Source organism: Deltaproteobacteria bacterium (genome assembly GCA_017302835.1).
In the GTDB taxonomy this organism is placed as follows: Bacteria; Bdellovibrionota; Bdellovibrionia; order Bdellovibrionales; family Bdellovibrionaceae; genus UBA2316.
Genome location: JAFLCC010000013.1, coordinates 42,254 through 68,786 on the forward strand (window position 1 = coordinate 42,254; position 26,533 = coordinate 68,786).

Sequence of the window (26,533 nt, forward strand, 5' to 3'; positions counted from 1 at the left end):
TGTTTCAGTAATAAATCGTTTTGAAGCACAGGTTTATTAAAGCGTGCGGTCATTTTCTTTCGATAATACGGTTCTACAGTTTGCACATTTTATGTTTTTTAAAATACTTTAGATCGAAGTATCCCTCAAAATAGGATTCGCATCCTTTTAAAGTTAAATGCGATTTTGATTCTTCTTTAGCTAGCAGTAGAGAACTAAAACAAAATATAAAAAATAAATTAAGTTTTATTTTCGAAATAACCACCGAATTCCCGCGCAAATATTATGGCCAAATTCTCCAAGAATGAGGCTTGTCTGTAGTAATTTTTGACATCTCATTTGACTCCAAAGAGTCGTTTTTTAAATTTACTCATGTCTAACTCTTTCAGCTATTTAATTTTAAGCAGCAATCACAAATTCAGAAAAAAGAGAAATGGGTGTTGACGCTTTTCGCGCTCCCGTTTCCTTAAGTTCAATAAGTCCAAATTCCGCTAGAAGTTTTACGTCCTGATAAACGTTTTTAAAATCTCGCTCTACAAAACGCGCTAGCTCTTGAATTGACTTTGGTTTTTTACTACGAATGACGCTAACAAGCTCAACTCTAGCGCCCGTGATCACTTTCCCCAAAGTTTCAAAATCAGGAAAGCTTATAATCGTAAATCCAGAAAAACGCTTTGAATGTTTTGCTAAAACACTAAACGCCCTATTCATTGCCACACTAGGGGGTTCAACAATTAAAACTGCTTTTTTAGTCTTCATAAAGAAATCCCTCCATGCGGATCATTTCAATAATATCTTTTTTTAATTCAACTAGCCCCCTATAAACATATCCAACTTCCTTTTCTCCGATATGTAAATGAGGACCTTTTGGGCTATGATTATCAAAACCGAAAATAGTTTTACCATCTTCCGAAAGCCAAGCCCTATATTTATAACCAGAAATATAGTTCTTACTTTTTCCAACGCTAAATATTGCGAATTCAAAAATAGCTAACCGAGCACCCTCGGAATGCTTAAGAAACATTTTCTGATGAAAAATCCTCTCGGCCTTCATTAAATCAATTAGCTCCTATGGTCTTTATACCATTAGACTAAATATATTACAAATGAGTTTTTATTAATGTTTTCTCATTCTGGCGTTCTCCTTTGTTATCAATGATTTATGATTGTTAAGTTAAATCATTATGGAGTACTCCCTTTTTAATTTCTACCACTTTCGGGAATCTACCCTCGACTCCGATCTGTCAAATGGCTCGAGAATTACAATTAGGCATTAATTTTATCGATTGCTATATCAAATTAATTAAATTTACTTATGTAAATAAAAATCTTAAAAGCACTCATCAGGAGGCCTAATGAAATTTTGGTCAATTTTAAATTCAAAAATTATCTTAGTCTTGTTCTCGTTAGTATATTGTGAAACGAGCATAGGACAACAGAAGTGTCTCATATTAACTTCACAAAAACAAATAGCTAACGGATTGAGTGATCCATTTTTTCAAACCCTGACCAACTTAATCCAATGTCCTCAACATATAGAAAATGTTCAGCAAATCTTAGAAGCTCAATTTCAAAATAAAAAATACCTCGTTGCAAATCGAGGAAGAAATAATCCCCTATTAGGAAGTTTTAGCATCTTCGAATCCTTTTCGACTTCTTCGCAACATAGACCTACAGACATTTTTCTTGGGCACTTTACTCATCTAAAATCTCTAAATGGGAAAAGTCTGCTTGATCTAGATCAAGAACCCAGCGAAGGAAAATTAATCATCGAACTCATCGCATGGGATTCGAAAAAAGGTTATTATAATTTTTATGAATTAATTGGTCAGGGAGGAATGGGCCAATGGTTTTATCGAGGCGATTCAAAAGATATTTTACTTGATAATCAGGCCATTTATCTTACTCAACCCACTCAGTTCGGCCAAAGACTGCGATGCTCAGGTTGCCATATTTCAGGGGGACCCATTATGAAAGAGCTTTCTTTTCCTCATAATGACTGGTGGACAAAGTCGCGACCTTTGATTTTTCAACATACTCCATCTGCAAGTTTTTTAAAGAATTTAAATCTCTTAGACACTGCTGAAAGTTTATCAAAACAAGTACAATTAGGGATTCAACGATTAGAAATGAGTCCAGGTTATCAGAATGTTATACAAGCACTAAGCATTCCGGCACAACTAAGGCCACTATTTTGCGAGATGGAAATAAATTTAGAGTCTGATATAGTACCCACCGAGTCGTCAGGTGCTATCAAGATTCCTTCAACCAGCATAGCTGGTTCATTTGCAGGCCCGTTGAACTTTATGATACCCAAGTCTTTATATCAAAATTTATTACAAAAACATGGACTGCATTTTCCAGAAACCAATCTTATGGATTCAGACCACGCTTGGCTGACTCCCGTAAAAGGATATTCCGATTTGTTAGCTATTCAGAGCTTGAAATCCAAAGGTCTTGTTGATGACAAAACCATTCTTGATATTTATTTTTCAACTCCAATTGGTTCCTTAATGAACAAAGAGCGATGCTCTTTAGTCCAACTTGTTCCAAATACATTTAACTGGAAACCTGGGTTCATCGAAAAATTAAAAACTCTAAATTTACCTATAGCCAAAGCTTTGCTTCAAAAAATGACGGAGCCTTCGTTGACACCACAGGCTTACCAAAGAGCTATTACCCAATGGTATCAGCAAACCAACCAGAAATTGCTCGCTGGAGATTTGGAATCCTTTTTTGTACAGCTGCTTGAAAATCGAAATGCTGTTTTTAACAGTGCGATTTCTAAAAACCCAAGGGGTCAAATTCTAGAACCTGGTTTTCGAGTTATCTTTCCCGTACCATCAAAGAACCAAAGGTTTCAGGGCCAACGATAGAGCTCATTTGAGACAAAAATAACCACCGCACTGGTAATCTTCTTCTTGATTATGGGACCTAAAATACAACCATTGAAAAGCAGGAGAGGAATAAAAGGATAAAGAAAGATGTCCTTGATATCCCAATTAGGGGTAGATTCCATAGTTTTTCCTAGGGGAGGGTAACTCAATCCTAAAATGAATATCAATACCGCAATCGAAGTGGCCCAATTTTTCTGATTTTCCATTTAAAATTCTCCGTCAAACATGGGTGGTGGAGGCGGTGGCGGGGGTATGAAACCATCGTTACCAAAATCTTCCATACCTTCCATGGGCATGGGAGGAGGTGGGGGCGGCGGAATGTCGTCATAAAAAGGCTCCCCTGGTGGCGGTAAAGGAGGAGGAACAGAACCCTCGCTCTTTCCAGCCCCGCCAGAATTTGAAGACTTCGCTCCTGAAGACATGCCAGGAACACCAGAGGCAGCTGATTTTTTTTCATATTTTGGCTTACCACCATAGAGAGCTCTCTTTTTAATTTCATACCGAGGACGATCTGAAACGATATCCAACTCAAACTCTTCAGAGAAAGGTCGTTTGAATTTTTCTGATCCCCATTTTTTTTGTTCTTTTAAATAGCCTTCAAGGCTCTCGTCATATTCATCTTGTTCTTCTTTTTTTGAATTTAAATACTGTTGATAATACTTGGTCTCTTCAAGGGGGACTTCCAACCTTCTTTTTTTCTTAAATTCAGCTAAGGCTCTTTGTTGACGAAGTAAGTCTTTTTCCAAATCTTCTAAATACTCTGTGTAGCCTTCTTCTCTTTCGGCATCGAACATTTTATTTTGGTTTTTAAATCTTTTAAATCCTCTTAACCTTTCAACCTCAGATTGTTGTGCCATCGACAAGTTAAGAAAAAAAAGAGTGCCTAGAATAAAAGCACATTTGATTTTTTTAAAAATTGATAGTTTTTGATAGACCTGGACCACCCCTCTATTTTATCATACCCGCAAATGTTGTGGATCTTTTTATTTAGAATCTCGACCTTCAAAATTTATTAGATCCTACTTTTGTAGGAGTAACCTTGTGTTTATAAAGGAACTTAAATGGATTTTTTATCAGAAATAGGCCTCTTTGCTTTAAAAGCCCTTGTTATTTTTTTATTTATTGCAGGAATTATATTAACCGTTGGCCTTTTAGCAATGAAATCTCAATTTAAAACCCACTTAGAAATTGAAAAAATTAACGATAGACTGAAGGGCTATGGAAAAACGATAAAAGAATTTAGCGACGATCTTAAATTAAGCAAAGAAGCCAAAAAAGCAGAAAAAAAACGGCTCAAAGATGAGAAAAAAAATAAGGAATCTGAAAAGCCAAAAAACAAACTTTATGTCATGCACTTTAATGGAGACATCAAAGCTTCACAGGTCGAAAATCTCAGAGAAGAAATTACCGCTGTTTTAACCAAAGCCACTCCCGACGACGAAGTTCTTGTGTGTGTCGAAAGCCCAGGTGGAATGGTCCCCCATTATGGCCTAGGAGCCAGTGAGTTACTTCGTATCAGGGAAAAAAATATCCCCTTAACTATCGCAGTTGATAAAATAGCTGCCAGCGGTGGGTACCTGATGGCCTGCACCGCAAATAAAATTATTTGCGCCCCCTTTGGAATTGTAGGATCTATCGGCGTGGTCGCTCAAGTTCCGAACCTGAACCGCTTGCTTAAAAAACTGGATGTGGATTTTAAAGAGTACACCGCAGGGGAATACAAACGCACTGTCACGATGCTTGGCGAAATAACGCCAAAGGGTGAAGAAAAATTTAAGGAGCAACTAGAGCAGACTCACGTTCTTTTTAAGGATTTTGTAAAGACTCACCGACCCCAAATTGACACCGAAAAAGTCACTACGGGAGAGTACTGGTATGGACAGCAAGCCTTATCTCTTGGACTTATTGATGTTATCAAAACAAGTGATGATTATATTGTCGAGGCAGCTACTTCCCGAATGGTTTTAAGTGTTAAGTTTGAAAAAAAACAAAGTCTTTCCGAGAAAATTTCTGGGTTTATTGGTGCCACTTTGGATTTAGCTCTCGATAAAGCACTTGCCAAAATGGAACCACCTAACTTTTTGAAATAAATGGAAAAAATATCGTTGCCACCCCTTCACTCTTGATATAATTTTTAAGCACTTTTGGGGTCTTTGCGATCAACTTAAACACCAAAAAATTTGAAAAACTAGAGGGGGTTTGACATTGCTGACATCTAACAATTTATCAGAAAAAAGTAACCAAAACCAGCTTGCAACCGAAAATCCCTTAGTCGTTGTCGAAAACCTTGAAACTACTTTTTATCTTAACTCAGGACCTTTTCGTGCCGTCAATAATATTTCCTATGACATTAAAAAAGGTCAAACTTTAGGTATCGTTGGCGAAAGCGGCTGCGGAAAGTCTGTCACCTCTTTTTCTCTAATGCGTCTGATTGAAAAACCAGGAAAAATCACCAACGGAAAATTCACTCTCTCAGGAAAAAGTATCTTGGACTTACCTGAGCCAGAGATGGAAAATATCCGCGGTGGAGAAATGGCCATTATCTTTCAAGAGCCCATGACCGCACTCAATCCCGTATTGACCATTGGTTATCAAATTGATGAACAAATCCTCCGCCATAAAAAATGTTCCGAGGCCGAGGCTAAGGACCGCAGCATTGAAATGCTAAAACTGGTCGGCATTCCTTCCCCCGAATCCAGGTATACCAATTACCCCCACCAGTTATCCGGTGGCATGCGCCAACGCGCGATGATAGCCATGGCCTTGTCCTGTGATCCTAAATTTTTGATTGCGGATGAGCCAACCACTGCCCTGGACGTCACGATTCAGGCGCAAATTTTAGAGCTCATTCAAAACTTGCAAGCTCAATTTCATATGAGCGTTCAATTTATTACCCATGATTTGGGAGTCATTTCAGAAATATCGGATAAAGTTTTAGTCATGTATGGTGGCCAAATGTGCGAACAGGCCAGCACATTAGAGCTATTTCTTAACCCTCGTCACCCCTACACCGCGGCCTTGATTCAATCACGACCAAAACTAGGACAGCGCCCGTCGCGCTTACAAACCATTGAAGGCAGCGTTCCCGCTCCCCACGAATTGCCCGCAGGTTGTCCCTTTGTGAATCGCTGTCAGCGCGCGAAATCAGAGTGTGCCCATCAAAAACCTCAACCTCTTTCTGTTGGCAAAGATCACCTTGTCGCCTGTTTCAATCCACTTTAAAGAAGGAATTTTAAATGAGCCAAGAACTTATTTTAAAAGCAAAAAATATCAAAAAATTCTTTCCCATAAAAAAAGGCTTCTTTTTAAGAACAGTTGGACAAGTCAAAGCCGTCGATGATGTCAGCCTCGAGGTAAGAAAAGGCGAAACCCTGGGCCTTGTTGGCGAAAGCGGATGTGGAAAATCGACGCTGGGTCGCTCACTCATCCGACTTTACGAACCTACTTCTGGTGAAATTGAATTTGAGAATAAAGATTTTTTAAGTTTAGGCGGAAGCGAATTACGACAACTCCGTCGCGATATCCAAATGATTTTCCAAGACCCTTTTGCCTCCCTGGATCCACGCATGACGGTAGGGCAAATTCTTCGCCAACCCTTTGACATTCACAATGTAGGGACTTCTCAGGAAAGAGAAAATAGAGTTAAGGAGCTATTAGAGCTTGTGGGTCTTAAGCCTTCTCATGTCAATCGCTACCCCCATGAATTTTCTGGTGGCCAGAGACAACGGATTTGCATTGCCAGAGCCATTGCCCTCAACCCACGGCTCATGATTTGCGATGAGCCCGTTTCGGCCTTAGATGTGTCCATTCAGGCGCAAATTCTTAATCTGTTGAAAGACCTGCAAGAAAAATTAGGCCTCACCTATATTTTTATCTCCCATGATTTATCTGTGATTGAATATTTTTGTGACCGCGTGGCGGTGATGTACTTGGGTAAAATCGTTGAGATTGGCACCAGAGATCAAATTTTTAGCTCCCCTAAGCACCCTTACACTCAAGCCTTGCTTTCAGCCATTCCACGGGTGGGTGAAGGAAAAAAACAAATGAAAAAGTCTTTAAGCGGTGAAGTCCCTAGCCCGATCAATCCCCCTTCTGGCTGCACCTTTCACCCACGCTGTAATTCCTGCATGAAAGTTTGTTCAGAGAAAACACCATCCCTTTTAGGGTCTGGAGAGCAAAAAGCGGCTTGTTGGCTCTATGATGAAAATTTAAATTTAATTAAATAAGGAGTTTTTATGTTTAAAAATTTTATTTCCTTTCTGATTTCTTTCCTCCTCTGTTTGAGCTTAACCTCCTTTGTTCAGGCCAAGCCAACCAATGCCGAGCTCAAAATTGGAATTTCTCAAGAGTTTGAATCTTTAAATCCCTTGATCATGTCTATGGTGGCCTCCCATTATATTTTCTTTATGGTGAACCGAAGACTAGTCAATATGGATGCTGAAAATAAATGGCAACCTCAAATCACCAAAAGCATCCCCTCCTTTGAAAATGGCCAAGCTAAAATCATCACCGAAAATGGCAAGAAAAAAGTTCAATCTCAATGGGAGATCAAAGAAAATGTAAATTGGGGCGATGGAAAACCCGTGACCTGTGAAGACATCGCCTTTGCCAGAACCGTGGCCCTTTCGCCAAATGTGAGTGTTGGTGAAAAAGAATCGTATTCCCAAATTGAAAAAATTGATATTGATCCAGCAAATAAAAAAAAATGTACCTTTACCTATGAAAAAGCAAAGTGGGATCATTACATGTTAGGTACTTTTTATGTTTTACCTAAACATATTGAAGAACCCATTTTTAAAAAACATGGCAGCAAACCCGAAGGCTACGAAAAAAATTCGGCCTATGTCAAGACTCCCACCAATCCTGGATTGTATAATGGTCCCTATGTCGTTAGCGAGCTCAAATTGACGGATCATGTGACCATGACTCCAAATAAGTATTTCTATGGCGAAGCTCCTAAAATAAAAAAAGTAATTGTTCGTTTGATTCCCAATACAGGAACTCTGGAAGCAAATCTAAGATCCGGCACCATCGACAAGATTTCTATACTGGGTTTAACGTTTGATCAGGCACTTGAATTTGAAGCCAAAGTGAAAAAAGAAAATCTTGATTTCAAAGTTATTATTGATCCTAGCTCTGTCCATGAACATATTGACTTAAATTTAGAAAATCCCATTTTAAAAGATGTCAGGATTCGTAAAGCCATGCTTACCGCCATTGACAAGGACCAGTTGGTGAAATCTTTTTTTGATAACCGACAGCCCGCTTCTTTGCATTTTATGACGACCAACGATCCTTGGTTCACAAGTGATCCCAAATACGTAACGACCTACAAATTCTCGAAAAGAAATGCGGCCAAACTTTTAGAAGAAGCTGGCTGGAAAGAAGGTCCCGACGGCTACCGATACAAAGAGGGAAAGAAGCTCAGTCTTGTATTTATGACTACCGCTGGAAACAAAACCAGAGAAGCGGTTCAGGTCTATTTACAAAACCAATGGAAAGCCGTGGGTATCGAAATTGTGCCTAAAAATGAACCCGGACGTGTCTTTTTTGGAGAAACCGTTAAAAAACGAAAATTTGATATGGCTATGTTCGCCTGGGTTTCCGCTCCAGAAAACACCCCTCGATCCACCCTGCACAGTGTATCCATTCCCAATGATAAAAATGGATGGTCCGGTCAGAATTACACCTCATGGAGAAACCCTCGAATGGATCAACTAATTAATGAGATGGATACCGAAATGGATTCTAAAAAACGTTTAGAAAAAGCGTGGGAGATGCAAAAAATCTACACTGAAGATTTACCTACAATCCCTTTATATTACCGTGCTGATACGGCCGTTATTCCCAAAAATTTAAAAAATTTCAAATTAACAGGTCACCAGTTTCATGAAACCAATGATATTGAAAAATGGACTTTGGAGTAATCCGTGACGACATATATTTTAAGAAGATTAGTTCAAACTTTGGTCGTCATTATTTTACTTTCTTATGTTTGCTTTTACTTAATGACTTTAATGCCTGGGGATCCCGTTGAATTGATGATTCAATCCAATCCAAAAATCACCTCGGAAGATATCGCTAGGTTGCGAAATCTTTATGGACTGGATCAACCAGCTTATCAAAGATATTTTAATTGGGTTAAGACTATCGCAGCTGGAGACCTTGGGTACAGCCGCACTTACCGTGTTCCAGTGGAAGAGCTCATGGGTCCCCGCCTTTGGAATACCTTTTATCTTTCTTTTCTTTCCTTGGCCTTATCAATTCTGATTGCTATTCCCATGGGGATTTATTCGGCGCTGAAGCCTGGAAGTAAATTAGATTATGTGGTCAATTTCTTTTCCTTTGGAGGGATTTCTATTCCTTCCTTCTGGTTAGGGCTTATGCTGATCATTATCTTTGCTGTTCAATTGGGTGTCTTGCCAGCTGGCGGAACTGAAACCATTGGTGCCGATACCTCGAATCTGTGGGCGGTTCTTAAGGACCGCATGTTTTACTTGATTTTACCAACTCTTTCCTTAAGCGTGCAGCAGATTGGTGGCTTTGTTCGTTTTGTTAGGTCCTCCATGATGGAGGCCATGAGGAATGACTTTATCAGAACCGCTAAGGCCAAGGGTCTAGAGAGAGGCATTGTGATTTGGCGCCATGGCTTTCGCAACGCCCTCATTCCTTTAATTACGATTATTGCCTTAAGTTTTTCTGGCTTGTTTTCTGGAGCTATTTTAACTGAGACTGTGTTTGCCTATCAAGGCGTTGGTAAACTTGTTTACGATTCTATTATGGCTAATGATTATAACGTTGCTATGATCTCCTTTATCATATCGGTGAGCATGGTATTATTAATGAATTTACTGGCGGATATACTATATGGATTTGCAGACCCAAGAATTTCCTACACCTAAAGGCAATAAGGACCCTCAAATGAAAAACTCACAAAGTGTTCTTACTGACAAAGAAAAACAGGAGCTCGAATCAGCCCTCCCCATGTGGAAAATTGTTTACCGCCAATTTCGCGAACACCGAATGGCTTACTTTTGTACCTGGGTGATTTTAGCCATTTTAGCCATTGCCTTAAGTGCCGATCTGATTGCCATGGCCATGGATCAAGATCAAAATCGACAAAATGTTTCAGCTCGGTACTTAAAGCCTTTTTCCAGGGCCGAAGCCACTTCGGACACCAAGGAAAATGCCGTCGAGAAATATATTTCTAAGTATCCTGAAGAAGCGCGAAAGCTCGCCGTGAATTTAAAGGAACAAAAAATCTTTGGTGTCGAGGCGACTCCTGCTCCTGCCGAAAATCCAACCGAGAATTCAGCTGTGAGTTCTTCTGGAAATTTAGCGCCTAATTTAGCTGCTAATTTGGCTACTAATTTGCCTCCAGAAGAGCTTCTCTATAGCCTTGTGAGCAAAGATAAAATGGAAATCAAAAGTCTATTGTCTCAATTGAAAAACACCCCCCATATGGAATTTCAGAAAATGATTTCTGGGTTTTCAAGTTATCATCTTTTTGGTACCGATGAAGTGGGTCGAGATATTTTTATTCGTTTGATTTATGGCGCCAGGGTTTCCATTGGAGTCGGTATTATGGTCGCTTTCTCAAGCGCCCTTTTGGGACTCCTTATTGGCAGTATCTCTGGGTACTATGGTGGCAAGGTGGATATGTTTTTAATGCGCCTAACAGACGCACTGCTGTCTTTACCCACCATTCCTATTTTGATTATTTTCTCTGCCGTGGATTTACAAAAAATTCCTTATATCAAAGGTCTTTTTAACCCCAGCTATGAAAGTATTTTTAAAATGTTTGTGATCATGTGCCTGTTCTCTTGGATGACGGTCGCTCGACTGGTACGCGGGAGTATTTTGACACTTAAGGAACGTGAATTTGTGTTGGCTGCAAAAACTCTTGGAGCCAGTGACAAAACCATCATCCTACGTCATATGTTTCCTAATGTGATTGCCCCCATGTTGGTGGCTATTACCTTAGGAATTGGTAGCTCTATCATCTATGAATCTGCTTTAAGTTTTTTGGGCTTAGGAATCATGCCACCGACTCCCAGTTGGGGAAATATGCTGAATAATGCCCAAGAAGTGATTTATAAAAATGTCTGGCTCACGATTCTTCCTGGCTTATTTATATTTATAACCACCGTCAGTTTTAATTTTATTGGTGATGGCCTTCAGGACGCCGTGGACCCTAAAGCCATTAAGAGATAGAAGAACGAGTAGACAAAAGAAACCAGAGACCGAGGAATAAAATGGAGGATCCGTATGGGAAAATCTTGGAAAAATTCAATCAAAGTTGCCAATGCTCAAAAGAAAGGGCTTGTTTTTACTAAATTTGCGCGAGAAATTCAAGTGGCGGTGAAAGCTGGTGGGGCTGATCAAGATTTGAACTCACGCCTGAGGCTAGCCATCGAAGCCGCTAAAAAAGAATCCTGCCCTAATGATACTATTGAACGAGCCATAAAAAAAGGACTGGGTCATCTGAATGATGGGGAAGTTATCGAAGAACTGACCTACGAAGGCTACGGCCCCCATGGCATTGGGGTTATTGTGGAATGCCAAACGAATAATAAACACCGAACAGCACCTGAAATTAGAAATATTTTTAAAAGCAACCAAGGAGCCATGGGCGAATCTGGCTCTGTCACCTGGATGTTTGAACGTATCTGCTTACTTGAAGGTGTCAAGGCAGGAAAATTTGATCCTGAAGAAGAAGCTATCGAAGCCGGTGCCAATGAAGTTGATGCCTCCACCGAAGGCTGTGAATTTTTTGGAGCTCCGGAAAATTTAGATGAAATTCGCAAAGCCTTGTCTGCGCGAGGTTGGAAAATCACCAAAGCTGAGCTCTCTTACAAACCAAAAAATATTACCGAACTCACAGAGACTCAGTTGAAAGACGTCCAAGAATTTTTAAATGAGCTTGACGATTTTGATGACACTCATCGAGTTCACGCGACTATTAAGTAAGTAAGTAAGTTAAGTAAGTAAGTAATAATAATTATAAGTAATATTTTATAAATAATAAATCTTTAGATAAGTGATAAATTGATAAATTGATAAATTAATTAATTACAAATAGATAGAAATAGACCCTATGAACGAAAAAATTATTCAAACTCAAAATCTGTATGCTCTTCTTGAAATTGAACCTTACATATTAGTTGGGGTTTTAATCATTGTAACGTGGCTTTTTTATCGTTTTTTTCTTAAAGAAGCCTCGGAAGAACGTCACCGAAGTATCCAAAATCATTATAAAAATATCACTCGTCATTTTATCATTCTCAGTTTGTTGTTTTTTATTTTTCTTCTTCTCAATCAAACAGATCTCCAGATCCCCTCCCTGAGGAGACTAACTCCCTATGTGGGGATAATTACCTTTACCTGGGGGATCATTGTTTTTGTCAAAACTTGCCGTTTAATCGTCTTGCAATATTTATTTATGAGCTCGATGCAAAGTGGAGTTCCTTTACTGATTGTTAATATTTTTTCATTATTACTTTCCATCGTCCTTATTTTTTGGACGGCCTCTCATATTTTTGCGATCCAACTGGGACCCTTGCTGGCGACTTCCGCCGCTTTTTCTATTATTCTGGGTCTTGCCTTACAAGATACCCTTGGAAATTTGTTTGCAGGAATTTCCATGCAAATTGATAAATCCTATGAAATTGATGACTGGCTAGAAATGACTTCTGGCACACAAAAAGTCATTGGCAAGGTAAAGGAAATCACTTGGCGATCGACAGTTTTCCAAGGTTTTTATGATGAGATTATCACTCTCCCCAATCGATGGATGGCCCAGGCTCAAATCTCTAATTTTTCCCCGGACGACAGCCCTATCGTTCGAAGTGTCATATTCAAAGTCGAGCATGGAGCCAATCATGAATTGGTTATTCAAACCCTTGAATCCAGCATTTCTGGAATCGCTGAAGTTAAGGGATTTCCAAGTCCTTTTGCCTATATCAATGAAACCACCGAGCTCTTTATCAGCTTCAAATTAGTTTATTATTTAGACAATTATGGGGCCCAATTTATAGTCGGAGATAAAATTTATCGAAATGGCATCAGCGCCTTAAATAATAAAAATATTCATTTAGCACGGCCTTTTTTACAAATTGGCTCCAGAAAAAATCAACATGCCGCCGTCGATTGATTTTAATCACCCCTTAGCTGTTAAAATCAGAAAAGAGATCGTTCGAGCCCTTCATGATTTTGATATGATAAAACCGAATGAGTCTATTGTGATTGGCGTTTCCGGTGGTAAAGATTCAACAATTTTATCCTTGATGTTTAAGGAAATTCAAAAAAGAGCTCCCTTTCCATTTACTTTTGAATGTCTTTGCCTTGATCAAAAACAACCCGGGTTCGATGCCACTGAATTTAAGTCTTTTTTTAAATCTCAAGACTTACCTTTAACCATCATTGAAAAAGATACCTACTCGATTGTTAAAGAAAAAACTCCCGAAGGGGCCACCTACTGTACTCTTTGCTCTAAATTCCGCAGAGCTATTCTCTATGACCAAATAAAACTTAAGGGTTCCTATAAAATGGCCTTGGGCCATCATCGTGATGATTTGATTGAGACCCTCTTCTTAAATATGTTTTATTCGGGAAGCCTTGCCAGCATGCCCCCCAAGTTGCTCAATGACGATAAATCCCATATAGTCATCAGACCCTTATGTTATATTCCTGAATCACAACTTATAGAGCTAAGTCAAATTTGGAATTTTCCGATTATTCCTTGCAATCTTTGCGGTTCCCAAGAAGGCATGAAAAGAAAAAAAATGAAAGCCTTAATCCAAACCTTGGAAAAAGATATTCCAAATATTTCTTCTAGCTTACTTTCGGCAATGGGAAAAATAAACCCAGCACAACTCATGGACCATTCACTTTGGGACTTTAAAAATTTAGAAGAAAAAATCATTTTAAGTGAAAGGACTACCAGACAATAAATTAGGGGTTAAACCAATGGCTCCTAGAAAATCAATACTGAATTTCAGAAGCATACAACACACCCAAGCTTCGGGCATTATACCCAGAATCCCCTTTTAAGAGCTCTGATTCAAAATAGGGTCCCACAGCCCAATGGAAATTGCTTTTAGTCCGTGCAAAACCAACTAACAATTTGTCCTTGGCACTTTGACCGTATTCATAATGGGAAAAGCCCGAAGCCATGATTCCCCAAGATGCTGCATATTCAAATCCAAGATTTATTTTATGAGATCCTACGAAAGAATACTGGTCACTTAAAATATAAACAAATCCTTGTTTCCCAAAGCGAATCCCAAATTCAGTGATGCCATTATTTTGCTCTAACTTTATTTTTTCCTCTTGTTCTGAAATCAAAAATATATCTGAAGCCGTTTCAATGTACTCACTTTCTAATATCCCGGTGTTCTTTATCACGATCATCGGCGATACAAAATGCAAACCAAAAGTAAAGGCCGAATAATCAAAAGTAAACCCTACCCCCAAAGAAGAACCAACAAGTTTGCTATGACTTTGATTATTCAGAAAAGTCTTACCCGTGGTCGTATTGGACCAAACCGTTGAATTCACAATATTATCGTTTTGGAAAAAATTTAAGTTCATACCTAATGACCAATTTTCAGAAATTCTAATGCCTGTTCCAAGGAAAACGCTCAATAAATTTGAATTGAAATTAAGTTTCGTCTGCGATTGATTCCCTGAAAGTAAGGTTTCAGATCTGGTATTTATTTGCGAAGACTGATTCGTAATAACCATAGACCAACCACCCCAAGATTGCCCCAAACCCGATGCCAATACGGATGGTTTTACAGTCATAGGTTCCGAGCTCGTACCAAAAGCTGTGCTATTAAAATCAAATGACTTTTGTTCCAGAACCGAAGCTGATGCTGAAAAACTCAGTCCTGGCTCAATCCAACCTAATGCCGAAGGAAATGAAGTGACCTTGCCCTTAGCTGTGACATCTCCCAAATCGAAATAGTGAACAACAGAATAAAGATTCGGAGAGTAAAAAAGAAATCCCATAAATAAAATAAAGACTGTAGACCTATAACTCAAACGAACCCCACTCGCTGTAATTTAATCTGCTCTTGATTTGTAGAAGTTCTGATTTAATACACAAAAACGCCAAGGGCAATCGGTTCATTGCGGTGAGAAATACCAATGACTGGATGATAAGTTTTGCCGTTCAGTAGCCCCATTCGACCGTTCAGAAGTACCTTGTTTTCTTTTTTAAGCCATTCTGCCAAGTTGGGTTCAAACAAATGCACTCACAAAGGAGAATCTTATGAAAGCAACAGTATTTTTATTAACGACAATTTTAATTTCACAATTGGGTCAAGCCCACAGCCTGACAGAAGGATCTTATTCTGGAAATGGCCTTTGGCATTCGGTTCAATCAACTGGAACCTATAAAACCATATCGGTTGTTAAAAAAAATGAAATAAAAACAATATACCAACTTCTGGATGGGTCCACTAAAGAGTGGAATTTCCAAATTAAAGAATCAACAAACGGTTTTTTTGAAATTTCAAGCCAAGGAGTTCAATTAGGAATGGGGTACTGTTTGGAAAAAGCTCCTGTTTGCCACTATCAGGTATCCATTGGGCAAATGAAACTTGAAGAAACTCTTGTTCAAGAAAAAAATACCCTATATAAATTTGGTTCTAAAGATGAGGGTCAAGGACCTATTTCATGGCAAGAAAGTTTAACCATGGATCAAGCTGAGTAAGGAATGAAAATGAAAAGGGACTGGAAAATATTTTTTAAACTTTCGTTGCAATCTGTTAAGAATTCCTTAATAGGATTAGCTCTTGTCCCCGTAGTTTTCGTTTTATTTAATGTAAATTATTTAGGAACTGAGGCCTTTTATAAAGGCCTTATAATCAGCCTTCGCATAGGTGTTGTAGTTGTTTTGACCTCTATCCTTTTTTCTATTCTCATTTTTGGGGGAATTTATCAATGGCGAATCTCTTTTTTGATTCGCCTCAAAGAATCTATCAAATTTAGAATAGCTACAGGTCTGATTGGAATGGCAGCTGGCCTCACCTTGGCTTCGAGAATTGAGTCTACTTTTTTTGGAAACACCTTCAGTTTGCAAGGCATCTCGGCGGGATTAACAATTGGTGGGGTCATCTATCTTGCCTTTGTTTTTAGCTCCGCCTACAACCAAACTCAAGAATATAATTTAAAACTACGTGCAGAATCAGCTGAAGCCAATATGAATGTGTTAAAAAATCAGATGCAACCTCATTTCTTATTTAACTCTTTAAATAGTCTTGCTGAACTTATCGATACCAATAGAGAGTTTGCATCTAAAATGACTCAAAATCTATCGGATCTTTATCGAGAAATTTTAGAGTCATCCAAGAGCTTAAAATCCTCACTGACCAGTGAGTTATCTATTGTTCAAAAGTATTTGGAGCTTGAGTCTTTAAGATTCGGAAAGAGATTAAATTTTAAAATTAAATCTCCTGAAAATACTGAAAACATACTTATTCCAAGTTTGATTTTACAAACTCTTGTTGAGAACGCTATCAAACATGGAATTAGCCAGAATCTTAATGGTGGTATTATTGAAATTGAAATTACTCCCAAGCAAAATGGATATTTTATTGAAATTAGAAATACGGCTGGCGTTTCGCAAAACTTGAAAAATTCAACGGGGATAGGTCTTATGAACACACAATCAAGACTTGATCTTTTTTACGCTGATAAACATCAATTTTCTATTAGTTCTGTATCAGATCTGACAATTGTTCATTTTTGGATTTCCGGTGTGTGATGAAAAAAATATTAATCGTAGATGATGAAAAAATGGCAAGGGACCGCATTAAGAGGCTATTAACTTCGCTTACCAATAAGATTCAAATTTCCGAAGCTGAAAATGCTCCAGAGGCTTTTGAAAAAATTAAAAGCGATAAACCTGACATTTTACTTTTAGACATACAAATGCCTGTCATGACTGGGTTTGACTTGCTTTATCAGATTCAAGAGAGAAATTTTCAAATTATTTTTCAAACAGCGTATGATGAATTTGCAGTTAAAGCTTTTGAAGTGAATGCTTGCGATTATCTTTTGAAACCATTTACGGAAGAACGCCTATTAGCTGCAATGAAGAAAGCCTTTAGCCTTTTGGAGCAAAACTCGAATATTCAAAAGCTAGAAAAACATCTCGAATTGTCTAAAGTTTATCTTAATACAGTTATATCAAAATCTGGAATATCTACGAGGATTCTCAAAATCACAGATATTATAGCTTTTAAAAGCGAAGATCACTACACTTTTGCTATTACTGACAAAGGTGAATTTATCATTGAGAATTCACTTTCATGGTTAGAGGAAAAGCTTGATCCGAATTTATTCGTGCGCTGTCATCGCAATAACCTAGTGCAAATAGAATATATTGAAAAAATCGGTAACACCGCTAGCTCCTTTGTCTATTTAAAAAATGGAATCGAACTCCCTCTTTCTCGTGAAAGTAGGAAAAAACTGAAGGAAAAGAACTTATTAAAATGAATAAAGAAAAGACTTAATTGTTTTCTTTGTTTATGAAATTGATTTTTACCTTGCTTGTTCCTAGTTTTTATATAAGCTATGAACTTGCAAGGGGGATCAATGAAAACATCGAGCATCTTATTTTTGTGCGCCTTACATTTTGTGCTAGGGACGGTTACACCGTCGCTTGCTCAGACTCGAGAAGATAAATTCGTGGGATCAGAACCAGTCATTAATTCTCGAATATGGGAATCGATGAAAGAACCCACCCCCGCTCAACAGCAAATTGCACGGATTTTAAGAATTGCTTCCAAAATGCAGTACGTAAATGATGTCATGGCCGTAAAGGAATCGGGATTAATTTACGTTACCAATTTGGCTGATTTGGATTACTTATCGACCTTTACAGTGAGCAATCCATCGGATGGTTACAGAATGGCAACCGGTGATTTTATTGCCAGACATGTTGGAACTTACATTCGAACACGCGCTGATATTCCCGCATTGATGAAGCTAACTGGTCGAGTTGAAACCGTGCCTCAAGCCATGGCGTGCAAGTGGGCCGGCTTAAAAGTCGCGACAACAGCAGCTACATTTTTGCAAATCCTGCCCTTCGCTGTTGCATCTCCGTCAGAGGCCTATCAAACAATGGTTGGAGCTTTTGTAGCACAAAACATCTCTCGAGTCTTAGGACCGAAGTCTTCGATTAAAGTCATTTTAAAAATTGAAAGCTATTCAGTTTTGGTTTCTGAAGCCATGGCTGTTAAAAATGCCGGTTTGGTAGCTGTTAAAACCAAAGAAGATTTACTCTCTCTAGCAGATTTTGCTTTCGAATCGCCATCTTCAGCTTATCAAGAAGCTATTCGAGAATTTATAAGAAACAATATTTCTCGATTTCCATAAAAATTAATTGTTAAAGATTTCTTAACTATTTTAAAATTAACTGTTAAATCGCACACTCAAAATTTAACAAAGAAGATTTTTCATTATAATTACTTGATTAATCCATTGGGTTCACTTTAGTTATACAATCAATGATTTATTTAGATACCCTTCTCGATCAAACTGTTGATACCAAAGAATACAATGAACAAGTTAAATGGCTCTTATCAATTTTTAAATGGATTCGCATGCCTAAAGACTTGCAGAATCACAATATTCCAAAAGACCGTATTTATTCAGTACGAATTAAATATTTATTAATTTTATTAGAAAAAAATCCTCAGTGGAGAACAAATTTTATTAGCTCTATTTCTAGTGTTTTAAATCAAATGTCCTCCGTTAGAATATTTTCTGATGTTGGAATGTCTCTCAACACAAGCTTTATTCAAGAATTCATCAGACGAATTGAAGAAAAAATTTTACCACAAGCTCCACTCGCTGATAATTTATCATCCTTACTTTTAGAACTCTTTCCTGATGAAGATGAAAGTCTTTTAATTAATAAAATTGATGAATCTGTTTTTAATGAGTTCATCCTCTTATTTGCAAATGATGACCGACTCATTCAGCATTTAATAGAGAATATACTCATATCCGTGCAAGCTCTATCTATTCAATTACTTGCTAATACTTATACTCTACATCGCGAAATTTATGAAAATATTAGCGCCCATCAAAACTGGCCAGAAAGCAAATTAGCACTCGCTCTTGATCCAGATCGTTTGTCTGAATTCAATGTCCTTCATCTCTACCTTTTGGAAGCCAAAGCCAGGCTGGAAATTGCCTATCTTAAAATGGAAGAAAAAGGTATTAAGATTGATTTGGTTTATTTATTAGAATCACAACGCCGAAAAATTGAAAGGATTCAAGCACTTTTACAAATATTAAATAGAAAAGAAAGTTCACCTATTTCTATTCGCAACTTTATCGCTAAGTTAGTTTTAGATATCCACCACCAATATAGCTTAAGATCATTCTTCAAAGAAAATCTTTCTTTGTTAACCAAACAAATTGTTCGCAATAATTCTGATTTAGGTGAGCACTATGTTACTTTTGATTGGAGTGATTTTAGTAAAATGTATCGTTGTGCCGTGGGAGGTGGGGCACTTACCTCGGTGACGGTTTATATAAAACTATTAACATCCAGTCTGGCTCTTAGTGGCTTTATTAAAGGATTAGCTGAAAGTCTGAATTACACCTTCAGCTTTCTGGCAATTCAATCCATGGGATGGACGTTAGCTACAAAACAACCTTCAACGACAGCTCCCTACTTAGCTGATTCCTTAAAAAAGTCATTACATGACGCTAAAACCTCTATCTTGGCTATTTTACGAACTCAATTTATATCCGTTTTAGGTAATTTAACCTTGGTAATGCCAATTTGTTTCTTTATATCGTGGGGTCTTAAGGGCTCAGGTCATCCTATTTTAACCGAAGAGTCTAGCTACTTCATTTTTTCTTCCAGTAATTTTTTAAGTTTTTCATTCGTTTTTGCCACCTTCACTGGAGTCCTGTTGTTTATTTCAAGTTTAATTGCTGGTTGGTTTGATAATTGGATCACTCTTCACAAAGTTCCAGAAAGATTACAAAATCATCAGAATTTAATTCGTCTTCTTGGCTTGAAGAAAACTAAAAAATTAGCTGATCTTGTGTCCAAAAGCGCAAATCCTATTGCTGCAAATATAAGTCTTGGTTTTTTATTAGGCTTTGTTCCTCAATACCTAAAATTTATGGGAATCCCCCTAGAAGTTCGCCATATCACTCTTTCTGCAGGAAACCTTGCCGCCTCATTGCCTCTGCTCAACTTTGAATTGCTTAAATGGTATGAGATTTTAAATTCCATTTCTGGCTTATTAATGATTGGAGTGCTAAATATTGCTGTAAGTTTTACGTTAGCACTTATTCTGGCATCAGTATCATCACAAATCCCCATTAATAGATTATTGAAGATTTTATTTTGGGGCATGAGATTAGTTCTGAAAAAACCTTGGTTGTTAGTTTTACCCCCTAAATCACCACATAAACTAGATCTGTTTATCCACTAAATGTGGGGAAAATCACGATGGCTAATAGTAATAGTTTTTCCATGTTTTTCTAATTTCGATTTCTTCTTCAACTTTTTGTGAAGTTTTGTCTCTTGCCAAAAATCAAATCTAAGTAACTTCACCAATTTACAAGTATCGGTTTTGGGTGGACAGATTTAGTTCAAACATCTATATATGTTATCAGTCAAAGAAGACAAACTGGTATTTAAGTTTGATTTCTTTGTTGAACTCATCGTTGAAAGTCAAAGAACAGTCATAGCTTTGTTCGGAGTTTTTTTTGATCCGAATGACCTCGAGGAAACCGAAAGAGCCAGAGTCTGGTATAAGGATATTCATTCAAAAATGAATGAAGAAGGGTATATAGCTTATCGCGAAACGAGCACCTCAACAAGTGAGGCCTTAAATGGAAATCCTCTTCTTAAAGACCTGCTTTCAAGAATAAAAAAAGCTCTTGATGAAAACGGAACTCTGGCCCCTGGAAGGTACGGAATATCAAAGCACGAAGACATCATGAGGGCTGAAAAAGATGTTAGTTAAAGTATCTCTGCTGAGCGAACTAACAGGAATGGATATAGTCGCTATGGATTTTTTTATAATCAGGCTGAGGTTGGATTAACTCATAGAATAACGTTTTATCAAAAGTTGATTTGTAGTTTTTATTTTTAACTTCTCCAGTAATTTGATGAAAACCTAATTTATTTTTTATTAAAGAATAGTCTTTGGGAGCGACAAAAATTAATGTTTGTAAGTCACCCAAATCACTTGAAAGTAAGTAGTTCATTGACAGCTTATTTTTCTTTACATAACTTGCAATGGCTTTACATACGGAAATCTTTTGTAAATTCAATTCATAGGATACCTTGTTTAAATTCGAAATGATCTCAAGACTCGTAATAACCCCGTCGCTGGTGTCAATGGAAGCGTGGACGTATTTTTTTAAGGCTTGTAATATTTTACAGTTAGGCTTGGGCCTGAATTTTTTTTCCAGTGTGTTCTTATTTTTTTTAAATAAAAAGTCATAACCTAAGGAAGGACCGATACCAAAATAATCACCTAATAAAATAATCAGATCATCAGGCTGAACTCCCAACCTGGTGAGCACGGGACTGTGTGACATACCAAAGACCGTTGTGTTAATAAAAGTTCCAGAGGACACTCCTGAGTCTCCGCCAAGAAGTGGCACTTTAGAGACTCTAAGGGCCTGTTTAACTCCGTTATAAAATTTAAGTTTATCCTTTTCAGAGAAGGATTGACCCCACTCAGTGGATAACATCAGTCCGATGGGTTTCGCTCCCGATGTCGAAAAATCAGATATGGAGTTCATCACACTTATCCAGCCCCAAGTCTCTGGATGTTTATATAGATTGATGGCCACTTCTTCAGAAAGAGAATCTGTCGAAGTGCAGAAAAAAAGATTTTTTGCGATTTTTAAAACTTCGCAATCAGACTCATTGAACTTATTTAACTGCGACTTAGATCTTGGGATACCTTGAAGAGCTTTTCTTAAAAACGAATACTCTGTTCTATTTAAGACATTTCTATTCTTCATATTTTCTTAAACCCATTGAAAAAATATACCTTTCTCATTTAGTTATTACAAATAAGTTATTTCTTTTGCAAAATTTAAGTATAGTATGATGAAAAAGCAAAGGGGTTAGTTTTGAAAAAGATCAAGGCGCTATTTAATACAGTCGAGGAGTTTCGTTCAGCTTTTGCGAGTGAAGATAAAACTTTCATTTATGCCCGAGGAGCAGAGCCCAGTGTAGAAAAATTTAATCAGCTTTTGGCTCGCCTGGAAGGAAAAGAGTCCGCTTTAAGTTTTGCAAGCGGCGTCGGCGCGATTTCTTCAGTGCTTTTTACCTTTTTAAAGGCTGGTGATCATATCATTTTTCACAAGCATTCCTACTCTTGGGCCCGCTATTTAATTCAGAATCATTGCCAAAAATTTGGTATCACTCACACGGAAATTGCAGAATCAGAGCTCCCTTCTATTGAAAAATATATAAGACCAGAGACTAAAATGATTTATATTGAAAATCCAAGTTATTTCTTTTTTGAAAGTTTATCTCTAGCCAAGGTTTTAGAGCTGGGAAAGAGCAAATCGATTTTAACCGTACTGGATAATAGTTACTTGGGTCCAGCAAATCTGAAACCTCATTTGCAAAAATTCGACATCATTTTGCATTCAGCAACTAAAATTATATGCGGAAAAGGTGACGCTCTTGGGGGAGTTATCTGTACTTCTGAAAAATTAAGAAAAGTTTTATTCAGAGACGGTTTAATGAGTATCGGGGCTGTCATGACAAGTACCGTGGCGGAATTACTCACAGAAAGAATGGAAAATTATTTTGAACGTACTGGAAAAATCGCCAGTGAAATGAAAATCTTTTTTAAATATTTAAAAAATCATCCAAAGATATCAAAGATCCACTATCCATGGGATTTGGATAAAACAAATGATTGGATCGAGCATTCTGATTATATTTTCCCTGTTGGTTTGCTGAGCTTTGAATTGAGCACCCAAAATCAAGAGCAAGTTGAAAGATTCGTTGACAGCTTACAGCTTGTTAAAAAAGGAGTTTCTTATGGATCTACAGAGGCCCTCATCATGCCATCGGTTTTATTTTTGAAAAAGGGTTCCCAACCTCTTCTACCCATTGGTATTTGTCGATTCAGTATTGGTGAGCAGGCAGCAAGTGACATCATCAACGATTTTGAGTCGGCACTGATTCAAAGTAAAATTTAGTAACCCCTGGATAAAGGTCCTTGTCAATAATACATAGTATGTAAAATTAGTTAACCCCTTACTAATTTTACATACTATGTATTATTGACAAGGACCTCTGAATCAAATTAGTATATTCTGATATGGCACACATGCGAAATAGGTATATTTATCCATTGATTAAAAAGGCAAAAGCCATGAGCCCCCTGATTGGATTGCTGGGGCACCGTCAGGTTGGAAAAACAACAGTTCTAGAAACAATGTGTGATTCTTATTGCACTCTTGATCAAAAAGCAGATTTAGATCTAGCCATCAAAGATCCGGATGACTTTTTAAAAAGTCATTCTCATCTTTTTCAAGGAATCGATGAGTGTCAACTCGCTCCGCCTTTATTTTCTGCCTTGAAAGAATTCGTTAGAAAACGAAAATCACCTGGGCAGTTTCTTCTTTCAGGGAGCGTTAGATTTACAAGTCGTCAGGCGATAAGAGAGTCGTTAACAGGAAGAATTGTTAACTTTGAATTATTGCCGCTTTCAATTAGCGAAATGGCTCATCAGGAGCTGCCCAGTTCTTTAGAAACGTTAATGTCTCAGCTCAGTATAGATCGAGTCATTCAGTCTCTTGAAAGCCGTAAAAAAGAGATATCTAGTCTCATGAAGGAGTATCGTTATTACTACAATCATGGAGGCCTTCCAGGTGTTTGTTTTATCCGTGATGATCGCCTCAGAAACCTTCGTATTAAAGAGCAACTGTTGACAATTTTAGATCGTGATATTCGTTTGGTTTATCCAACGACCTTACCCTATTCTCAAATTTTAGAATTCCTTAGATATATAGCGCTGACGCAAGGACGACCCTTCAATTATTCTGGGGCCCAAAAAGTTTCTCTTATTTCAGCAGTGACACAGAAAAAACTTCTTTATGCCTTGGAAGCCGTTTTTCTTATTCGTCGACTTCCCATAGATGGGACACAAAAGGGCCCCGTTTTTTATTTAGAAGATCAAGCTGAAGCAAAGTATTTACTTGAACAGAACCTCACCGCGATGGATGAATTTGAACATTTAATTTATCGAAATCTACGGACCCAACTATTTTATAAGTTAGGTCCGTCATTTCGGGAATTTCATTTTCTCACTCGCGGAGGCTCCCGAATTCCTTACGCGATTGAACTCGGTGGCTTTAGACTAGGAATTTTACCTATAGAAGAAGAACGGCCCAATCGCAGAGATTCTGCTGCGGCCGCTTCTTTTCTTAAAAAATATGGGAATAGCCGAATTCTTTTTCTGCACCAAGGAAAAGCGCTGACCTCCATAGACGAAAGATCTTTATCTGCCCCTGTTTACTATTTTGTCTGACCGCTCTCATTCAATAAAATTTTAAGCACTTATTTTTTCGACTAAATCTATGATCTAGTTCAAGCAATTTTTTTGGGTCCGACTCATGTAAAAAATCTAAATCATTTGCATTTAATTGTTTTGATAGAGCTAAACTTTGAATAGATCGCTGAACTTGGTCTACAGTAATTGGACCCATCGTTAAAAAATTCATGCGTTGGTGAGCCAGTGCATAGGCATTAAGAAGTTGATCCAAAGTATACTTCGTCGAATAGGTTTGATTCCAATTCTTAAGAAATTCAATGGCTTTATTTAGTCTTATTTCATTCTCAGGTGTAAAAATGGCTAGATATACATTTTGCCAATAAGCATCCCCATTATCAAACTTTTGTTTTGCATCTGCCTTAGCCATTTTCCATGATTTTTTTGGGTCTACATGTTTGTCAAAAATACTAAATCCTCCTAAGGGGGAATAAGGCATCATGAAAACTCCCTTTAAATATTCAGGATTCATCATTTCATGGTGCAACGCTTGTATTCCCCTTGCATGAATAGAAACTCCCTTACGCATTTCAAAGAGAGAAAAATAAGGACTATCAAAGGTTGGAAAAAACAATTTAGGATTTTTAGAGGCTAATTCACCGGCTTTTTTCACTCTATCGGTTGTCCAATTCGATAAACCAATCATCGAATAAAATTGTGTCAATTCATGAGAACTTAAAGCTGTTAAAATTTTTTCTACACAGGTCCGACATTCCTTAATGACCTTAAATCCAACAGAATTAAAGAAATCCCGATGTAATAAATAAACGGTAGGATTACCATTTAAGTTTTGCAAAGAATGTTGAATTTCCTCTTTTATTGCCTTTATCATGTCTTCTACCGTGCCATCTAAACGGCTATCATAGGTCCCTGGAGGGACGTTCATTAATTCGATTTCCCCGTTGGGAATTGCGGAAAATTCAACACCTTTTTCCTTCAATGCTTCTAGGAACTCATCAGAATGATAGCCTGCTCCCAATTTCCTGCTGTAAGAAAGGTCATAGGGAAATCCCCCTTTTGTAATAACATAAATTTTTCTATCTGGGTTTAATCGACTATCAACATAGAAGTCGTCGCGCTTGATCATTTCCCTCCTTGATTCAAGATATCTACCGATAAGATTTTCAATATTTCCTACATAAATAGGCGAAGTATCGATAACATTGATACCATTGCGTACAGCTTCATCTAAAACCTTAAAGACCTCTTCATCTGTTTGTTCTGTCTGTCCTAAATGAACCCATCCACCTTGTTTCAAATGATCCGTACCCATGATTAAACGTGAAAAAAGCAACACCTTTCCATCACGATCAATCACTTCTACATACTCCATTTGGCCCGCTTGACTTGATGAACTCAAGGCGTATCCCTTTGTAGGAACCAAAAATGAGGCGAGAACCATGATTGCCGAAAGAACCAAAGAAGCTGTTTTCATATTTCTCCTCTATATTCAAAAGTTTTCCAGTCAACTAACCAGTGCTTAACCGATGGGCTCACCTCCATGTAGGGCCATTCGTTTGATTTCTCTGCGATTTTCATACCGATGAAAACAACGTAAACTTGAAAGAAGTCTACTTTAAAAACGCCATGACATTTTTGAATCATCAACTGTCATTTTCCAAAACACCCCGTTGCCTCTTTCTTCTTTTTGTGGGGATAGGGGTTTAATTGGATTCAGGGTCATACTTCCATTGCAGGGCAAAACGGCTGTTTAGGTAGCCAACTTTTTGCATTATTTTAAGCTTAAAATACTCCATGTTTTTATATCCATAAGCTTGCCACTTTAAACCCTTAATGGCGCGATTTGTTCCTTCGACAACACCACTTGAGTAGCGATGCTCGAAGTAGTTCCAAAAGCGTAGATCTTTCATTATATTTCTTATCCAATCAAACACTCCCTGAGCACCAAGATCCATTGACCACTGATAAATCTCTGCAAGCATAACGTTGGCGTCTAACGTACATCAACAAACCTCCCCACATTTTGGTATTTGGTAAAAATTGTTAGCCTGACTTCAGTCCATAACTGTAGGAGGTTTTCATATGAAGTGTTGGGTCTCTGCTGGCAGAGCAGAAAAAAAACAA

25 protein-coding genes and 1 pseudogene are annotated in these 26,533 nt (G+C 37.8%); 18 read left to right on the forward strand and 8 right to left on the reverse strand.

The features are described 5' to 3' along the window. Window positions 1–378: 378 nt before the first annotated feature. Window positions 379–738 carry a hypothetical protein gene (locus tag J0M15_13230; protein ID MBN8538011.1) on the reverse strand — a complete coding sequence of 120 codons (360 nt, stop codon included), beginning with the start codon at window positions 736–738 and terminating at the stop codon, window positions 379–381. Further along, a complete protein-coding gene (locus J0M15_13235; GenBank protein MBN8538012.1) occupies window positions 728–1,033 on the reverse strand; it encodes a hypothetical protein in 306 nt (101 codons plus the stop codon). The genes J0M15_13230 and J0M15_13235 overlap by 11 nt, the downstream gene beginning before the upstream one ends. A gap of 301 nt (window positions 1,034–1,334) precedes the next feature. Between J0M15_13235 and J0M15_13240 the strand changes: the two genes are divergently transcribed. Continuing rightward, window positions 1,335–2,855, forward strand: coding sequence for a hypothetical protein (locus tag J0M15_13240; GenBank protein MBN8538013.1), 1,521 nt, complete (start codon window positions 1,335–1,337; stop codon window positions 2,853–2,855). Here J0M15_13240 and J0M15_13245 read toward each other — a convergent pair. Both J0M15_13245 and J0M15_13250 read right to left on the reverse strand, forming a co-directional pair. After that, window positions 2,840–3,082, reverse strand: a complete 243-nt coding sequence (locus tag J0M15_13245; GenBank protein ID MBN8538014.1) for a hypothetical protein — start codon at window positions 3,080–3,082, stop codon at window positions 2,840–2,842. The genes J0M15_13240 and J0M15_13245 overlap by 16 nt on opposite strands. Beyond that, window positions 3,083–3,733, reverse strand: coding sequence for a hypothetical protein (locus J0M15_13250; GenBank protein ID MBN8538015.1), 651 nt, complete (start codon window positions 3,731–3,733; stop codon window positions 3,083–3,085). A 204-nt stretch (window positions 3,734–3,937) separates the two neighbouring features. On the opposite strand from J0M15_13250, the gene sohB reads away from it, so the two are divergent. The 9 genes from sohB to ttcA all read left to right on the forward strand — a co-directional run bounded on the left by sohB (window position 3,938) and on the right by ttcA (window position 13,828). Then, entirely contained in the window at window positions 3,938–4,966 is a 1,029-nt protein-coding gene (gene sohB / locus J0M15_13255) for a protease SohB (GenBank protein MBN8538016.1), read from the forward strand. A gap of 118 nt (window positions 4,967–5,084) precedes the next feature. Continuing rightward, complete coding sequence (locus J0M15_13260) at window positions 5,085–6,098, forward strand: ABC transporter ATP-binding protein (GenBank protein MBN8538017.1); 1,014 nt, start codon at window positions 5,085–5,087, stop codon at window positions 6,096–6,098. A gap of 14 nt (window positions 6,099–6,112) precedes the next feature. Beyond that, complete coding sequence (locus tag J0M15_13265; GenBank protein ID MBN8538018.1) at window positions 6,113–7,102, forward strand: dipeptide ABC transporter ATP-binding protein; 990 nt, start codon at window positions 6,113–6,115, stop codon at window positions 7,100–7,102. 9 nt (window positions 7,103–7,111) lie between these two features. Then, window positions 7,112–8,803 (forward strand): peptide ABC transporter substrate-binding protein, encoded by a 1,692-nt coding sequence (locus J0M15_13270; GenBank protein MBN8538019.1) that lies wholly within the window; start codon window positions 7,112–7,114, stop codon window positions 8,801–8,803. A 3-nt stretch (window positions 8,804–8,806) separates the two neighbouring features. After that, a complete protein-coding gene (locus tag J0M15_13275; GenBank protein ID MBN8538020.1) occupies window positions 8,807–9,778 on the forward strand; it encodes an ABC transporter permease in 972 nt (323 codons plus the stop codon). Window positions 9,779–9,968: 190 nt separating this feature from the next. Next, a complete protein-coding gene (locus J0M15_13280; protein ID MBN8538021.1) occupies window positions 9,969–11,090 on the forward strand; it encodes an ABC transporter permease in 1,122 nt (373 codons plus the stop codon). Window positions 11,091–11,144: 54 nt separating this feature from the next. Further along, the gene (locus J0M15_13285; protein MBN8538022.1) at window positions 11,145–11,846 is read left to right on the forward strand and encodes a YebC/PmpR family DNA-binding transcriptional regulator; all 702 of its coding nucleotides are present in this window, start codon (window positions 11,145–11,147) and stop codon (window positions 11,844–11,846) included. A 127-nt stretch (window positions 11,847–11,973) separates the two neighbouring features. Continuing rightward, window positions 11,974–13,029: a mechanosensitive ion channel family protein gene (locus J0M15_13290; protein ID MBN8538023.1), complete on the forward strand. Its 1,056-nt coding sequence runs from the start codon at window positions 11,974–11,976 to the stop codon at window positions 13,027–13,029. Continuing rightward, window positions 13,013–13,828, forward strand: a complete 816-nt coding sequence (gene ttcA, locus J0M15_13295; GenBank protein ID MBN8538024.1) for a tRNA 2-thiocytidine(32) synthetase TtcA — start codon at window positions 13,013–13,015, stop codon at window positions 13,826–13,828. The genes J0M15_13290 and ttcA overlap by 17 nt, the downstream gene beginning before the upstream one ends. Window positions 13,829–13,859: 31 nt before the next feature. Here ttcA and J0M15_13300 read toward each other — a convergent pair whose 3' ends face one another. Next, window positions 13,860–14,921 (reverse strand): hypothetical protein, encoded by a 1,062-nt coding sequence (locus tag J0M15_13300; protein ID MBN8538025.1) that lies wholly within the window; start codon window positions 14,919–14,921, stop codon window positions 13,860–13,862. A 229-nt stretch (window positions 14,922–15,150) separates the two neighbouring features. On the opposite strand from J0M15_13300, the gene J0M15_13305 reads away from it, so the two are divergent. The 6 genes from J0M15_13305 to J0M15_13330 all read left to right on the forward strand — a co-directional run bounded on the left by J0M15_13305 (window position 15,151) and on the right by J0M15_13330 (window position 20,884). Then, window positions 15,151–15,594, forward strand: coding sequence for a hypothetical protein (locus tag J0M15_13305; GenBank protein ID MBN8538026.1), 444 nt, complete (start codon window positions 15,151–15,153; stop codon window positions 15,592–15,594). Window positions 15,595–15,603: 9 nt separating this feature from the next. Beyond that, a complete protein-coding gene (locus J0M15_13310; GenBank protein MBN8538027.1) occupies window positions 15,604–16,647 on the forward strand; it encodes a histidine kinase in 1,044 nt (347 codons plus the stop codon). Next, window positions 16,647–17,381 (forward strand): response regulator transcription factor, encoded by a 735-nt coding sequence (locus J0M15_13315; GenBank protein MBN8538028.1) that lies wholly within the window; start codon window positions 16,647–16,649, stop codon window positions 17,379–17,381. Before J0M15_13310 ends, J0M15_13315 begins: the two co-directional genes overlap by 1 nt. Before the next feature lie 99 nt (window positions 17,382–17,480). Further along, on the forward strand, window positions 17,481–18,263 hold the full coding sequence (locus J0M15_13320; GenBank protein ID MBN8538029.1) for a hypothetical protein: 783 nt from the start codon (window positions 17,481–17,483) through the stop codon (window positions 18,261–18,263). A 131-nt stretch (window positions 18,264–18,394) separates the two neighbouring features. Next, the gene (locus J0M15_13325; protein ID MBN8538030.1) at window positions 18,395–20,347 is read left to right on the forward strand and encodes a hypothetical protein; all 1,953 of its coding nucleotides are present in this window, start codon (window positions 18,395–18,397) and stop codon (window positions 20,345–20,347) included. Between the two features lie 174 nt (window positions 20,348–20,521). After that, complete coding sequence (locus J0M15_13330; GenBank protein ID MBN8538031.1) at window positions 20,522–20,884, forward strand: hypothetical protein; 363 nt, start codon at window positions 20,522–20,524, stop codon at window positions 20,882–20,884. A gap of 19 nt (window positions 20,885–20,903) precedes the next feature. Here the strand turns inward: J0M15_13330 and J0M15_13335 are convergent, their stop codons facing one another. Continuing rightward, window positions 20,904–21,896: a hypothetical protein gene (locus J0M15_13335; GenBank protein MBN8538032.1), complete on the reverse strand. Its 993-nt coding sequence runs from the start codon at window positions 21,894–21,896 to the stop codon at window positions 20,904–20,906. A gap of 111 nt (window positions 21,897–22,007) precedes the next feature. On the opposite strand from J0M15_13335, the gene J0M15_13340 reads away from it, so the two are divergent. After that, complete coding sequence (locus J0M15_13340; GenBank protein ID MBN8538033.1) at window positions 22,008–23,093, forward strand: PLP-dependent transferase; 1,086 nt, start codon at window positions 22,008–22,010, stop codon at window positions 23,091–23,093. A gap of 122 nt (window positions 23,094–23,215) precedes the next feature. Next, the gene (locus J0M15_13345) at window positions 23,216–24,427 is read left to right on the forward strand and encodes an ATP-binding protein (protein MBN8538034.1); all 1,212 of its coding nucleotides are present in this window, start codon (window positions 23,216–23,218) and stop codon (window positions 24,425–24,427) included. A 10-nt stretch (window positions 24,428–24,437) separates the two neighbouring features. On the opposite strand, the gene J0M15_13350 is transcribed toward J0M15_13345, so the two are convergent. After that, window positions 24,438–25,883: an aldo/keto reductase gene (locus tag J0M15_13350; GenBank protein ID MBN8538035.1), complete on the reverse strand. Its 1,446-nt coding sequence runs from the start codon at window positions 25,881–25,883 to the stop codon at window positions 24,438–24,440. Window positions 25,884–26,112: 229 nt separating this feature from the next. Further along, window positions 26,113–26,400, reverse strand: a pseudogene (locus J0M15_13355) (transposase). Window positions 26,401–26,533: the final 133 nt, after the last annotated feature.